The sequence below is a fragment of the Vibrio sp. 10N.222.46.A1 genome (assembly GCF_041473595.1).
GTDB classification, from domain to species: Bacteria; Pseudomonadota; Gammaproteobacteria; order Enterobacterales; family Vibrionaceae; genus Vibrio; species Vibrio tasmaniensis_A.
The window spans coordinates 1-3249 of record NZ_JBFRSN010001115.1 but is presented as its reverse complement, the minus strand read 5'-3'; the positions used below and the strand labels follow the sequence as shown (position 1 = coordinate 3249).

Annotated in this window: 3 protein-coding genes; 2 read left to right on the top strand and 1 reads right to left on the bottom strand. The window is 41.4% G+C overall.

All coding sequences use genetic code 11. The features are described from left to right. Window positions 1-1323, bottom strand: a 1323-nt coding sequence (locus AB4496_RS24345; protein WP_372104482.1) for a DNA phosphorothioation-associated putative methyltransferase, incomplete at its 3' end; no start/stop codon positions are given. Window positions 1324-1493: 170 nt separating this feature from the next. Here AB4496_RS24345 and AB4496_RS24340 point away from each other — a divergent pair. Next, a complete protein-coding gene (locus tag AB4496_RS24340; RefSeq protein WP_017104388.1) occupies window positions 1494-2387 on the top strand; it encodes a YeeE/YedE thiosulfate transporter family protein in 894 nt (297 codons plus the stop codon). A 324-nt stretch (window positions 2388-2711) separates the two neighbouring features. Next, on the top strand, window positions 2712-3249 hold a 538-nt coding region (locus tag AB4496_RS24335; RefSeq protein WP_372132351.1), incomplete at its 3' end, for a sacsin N-terminal ATP-binding-like domain-containing protein.

Below are 3249 nucleotides of genomic sequence, written 5' to 3'. Positions count from 1 at the left end.
TGCTTGTTTAAATTCTTTGGTATCAAACATCTCTTGCAGTAAGTTAAAGGTTTTTCTGTGTGAGCCTATTAACTCAAGAATTTTGTCAGATTGTTCAAATTCATCATTGGCAGGAATACGCCCTAGTTCTAAGCAGGTGTTCCAAAAGTCATTAAACAAGTCTTGATGTTGAGTAATAAGCAGTTTGGCTTTGTCTTTGGCTTCAATAGGCTCTGGTGACGTCAGTTGCTGCCATTTGTGGCGGCGTTTGTATTTACTTTGCAGGTACTGTTGCTCTTCCAATTTGTCTTTGAAGATATAGAAAATACCAGGTGCGACGGTAATGGCTTCTTCTTGTAAGCTTCTCTCTATGTACGCTTTGATCTCTGATTGCGCGTAGTATTTTTGGAAGGTGTTACGAGAGGTGATGACCCCATCTTTATAAGGTTTGAACTGAGCAATGTAGTTTTCGTTAGCCAGCATGACAGAAACCACTAGAAACTTGTCTGCTAGCTCCCATGCGTCTAGTAGGGCTTCGAGTCTGTCATCTTGATCTTCTATTACGTTAAGAACAAACCCTATGTTTACGATATCAGAACTGGATTTGTCGTTGTCGGGTTGAAAGTTCGGATCCCAACCCAGAGCATCGAGGCCATGTGCTTCGAGCTCTCTTAAATCGTCTCCGCGGCCACAGCCATAATCGAAAATTGAGTGTTCGCCTTTTAAGTAGCCATGTTTAACGAGAGTCTTCATTGGTGCGGAGAGTTCATGACGCACGATGGCGGTTCTGTACCTATCAATCCCAGTTTCTTCTTGCGTTGTTACAGAGGAGCATCGGAATAGTCGACCATCGACAAGCTCGTAACCATTGCGTGCTATTAGGTTTTCCCAAGAACGTTTAAAACCAATCAAACGGCTGTTTTCGTACAGGCCTGCATTCTCGCCTTCTTGTGTGAGTGAAACGAAATGTTCGTAATATTCACTTGTTGGTAAAACCATGGTCTCTTTTCTATGTAAGATCGGTGGGTTTTCAGATTCGCGATAACCTGTAATTTTGTGGCTTAGTTTAGAGAGGTCGACATTGAGGCTCTGTTCTAATGCGGGATAGGAATCAGTATAAAAATTAGGGTAGTGGAGAAGAGATAAACGGAACTCTTTTTTAAACAGCTTAACGAGGTTCCAATCATCTTCATCTAAGTTAACGGCTTTTGCTACGGCAGGAATGAACTGTATCAGTGCATTAGGTAGCGCACTGAATGCATCTTTATGAAGGTAAATCGCATTGGGCAGTTGTTTGCCCATGTTAACCTCAGCCACTAATTTAGAGAATTGATTCACATCCATGTTAGTTGCTCTTTTTAATGTTTATTAGTTTAAAGTACCGAATAGATGCTGTGTGCATTTGAGACATGTCAGTTGATGAGTTGTGAGTTCATGGCGAATTCTTCCAAGAATTGAAGATTCTTAACTATAGTGTTTAGTAATGTCTTTTCAATACCCCCTAAGGCACAACTATGTTGCTTCTATCACTTTTCTTCATCACGGTCATTGGTTTTCTAGCCCAAACTACCGGGCTTTGTATGGTGCGAGGAGTGAAAGAAGCGACAAGCGGAAAACCAGTATTTTTAATCTCAATTCTTTTAAGTGGGTCGTCTGTTTGGTTAGCAATAGCTATCGCATATTTTCTGGAGCAGCCTATTCGCTTGAATAGTAACTTTCCCACGATATTGACGGCTCTTGGAGGGTTTATTTTTGGTTTAGGTGCGGCATTCAATGGCGGGTGCGGAGTATCGACCATTAGTCGTTTTGCCCGAGGTCAGGTAATGATGGTAGCAACAATTCTAGGTTGGCTGGTGTCATGGCTTTTATTCGTTGATCTCTTTACTGATAGAGCAGGGAAGGCATATTTAATCTCCCCCGTTTTGCACATAATGATACTAATTGGTTTATCAGTAATACTACTTGTTGTTGCTTCAAAAAGTGATACTAAAACTCGTAAGCTTTGGTTGTCTATGCTGGGGATCGGTGTCATGGCAGGGCTAGTATTTATTTATGAACCTCATTGGACTCCCAGTGGGTTGTTAAAATCTGTCGGGCTATCGGTATGGAATGGAAATGGAGCTGCTTGGCCAAGATCTGAAAGGTTCTACTTATTCTTTTTTCTTGTGCTTGGCATGGCCATAGCGGCTTTTGTAACGAAATCATTTAGGTTTGAATTTGTGTCATTGATTCAGCTAACTAAGTATTTCTTTTCAGGAACATTAATGGGATTGGGAGCAGTTATGGCCGGCGGCGGAAATGATTCACAGTTACTAGTCGCATTACCTGCGCTATCCGCTGCTGGTCTTGTGGCTACATTGAGTATTGTTATTGGTATTTTTATAGGATTGAAGTTGTTGGATAAATGAGGTGTTAGTAGTGTGCCATTTATCTATTTTAGTGCCGACGCTCTTCAGCTAGGTAGCCACTATTCATTGTTACCTACTCCAATCGATTCCGATACGTGCTTTCAAACAAGGTCTTGTAAGGCCTATCGTATTATTATCAAAAGCATCGCACCTAGTTTGGAATATTGGATATTCCAGCCTGACTTTGGTGGTTGCGATAGAATCACTATCTAATTGTAATGTGACGTAAATGATAAGTTAGGAAGCCATCCAAAGGTTACCCTAGCTTGTTCTCTTTGGCTTTTCTCTGTTCTTTCTAATTATACAAATAGGCGAGTTCTAACTATGGCAGGTGCTTCAATAGATGCGATTGGTGTGATCAACCAAATCAAAGATAATTTGACCGATCGCTATGATAATGGTTTTCCAGTGCTTAAGGAGATCATTCAAAATGCCGATGATGCTGGTGCAAATACCTTAACAATAGGTTGGAGCCAAGGTTTTAAAGACGCCGATAATGAACTGCTTAATGCTCCAGCGATTTTCTTTGTCAATGATGCGCCTCTAGAAGAGGAGCATCGCGATGCGATCTTGTCTATTGCACAAAGCTCAAAAGCCGCTTCAAAAACATCTGTTGGCAAGTTTGGGTTAGGTATGAAAAGCTTGTTTCACTTAGGTGAAGCTTTCTTCTTTATGTCGGAACAGTGGCTACAACAAACTTGGGCTGCTGATGTGTTTAATCCCTGGGATAAGTATCGCCCTAAATGGAACGAATTCGATCGTTCAGATAAGTTACGTATCGAAAAGCAATTAGCACCTTTGCTTGGCGAGAAAGACAAACCATGGTTTATCGTGTGGGTTCCACTGAGAACTCAAGCCCTTG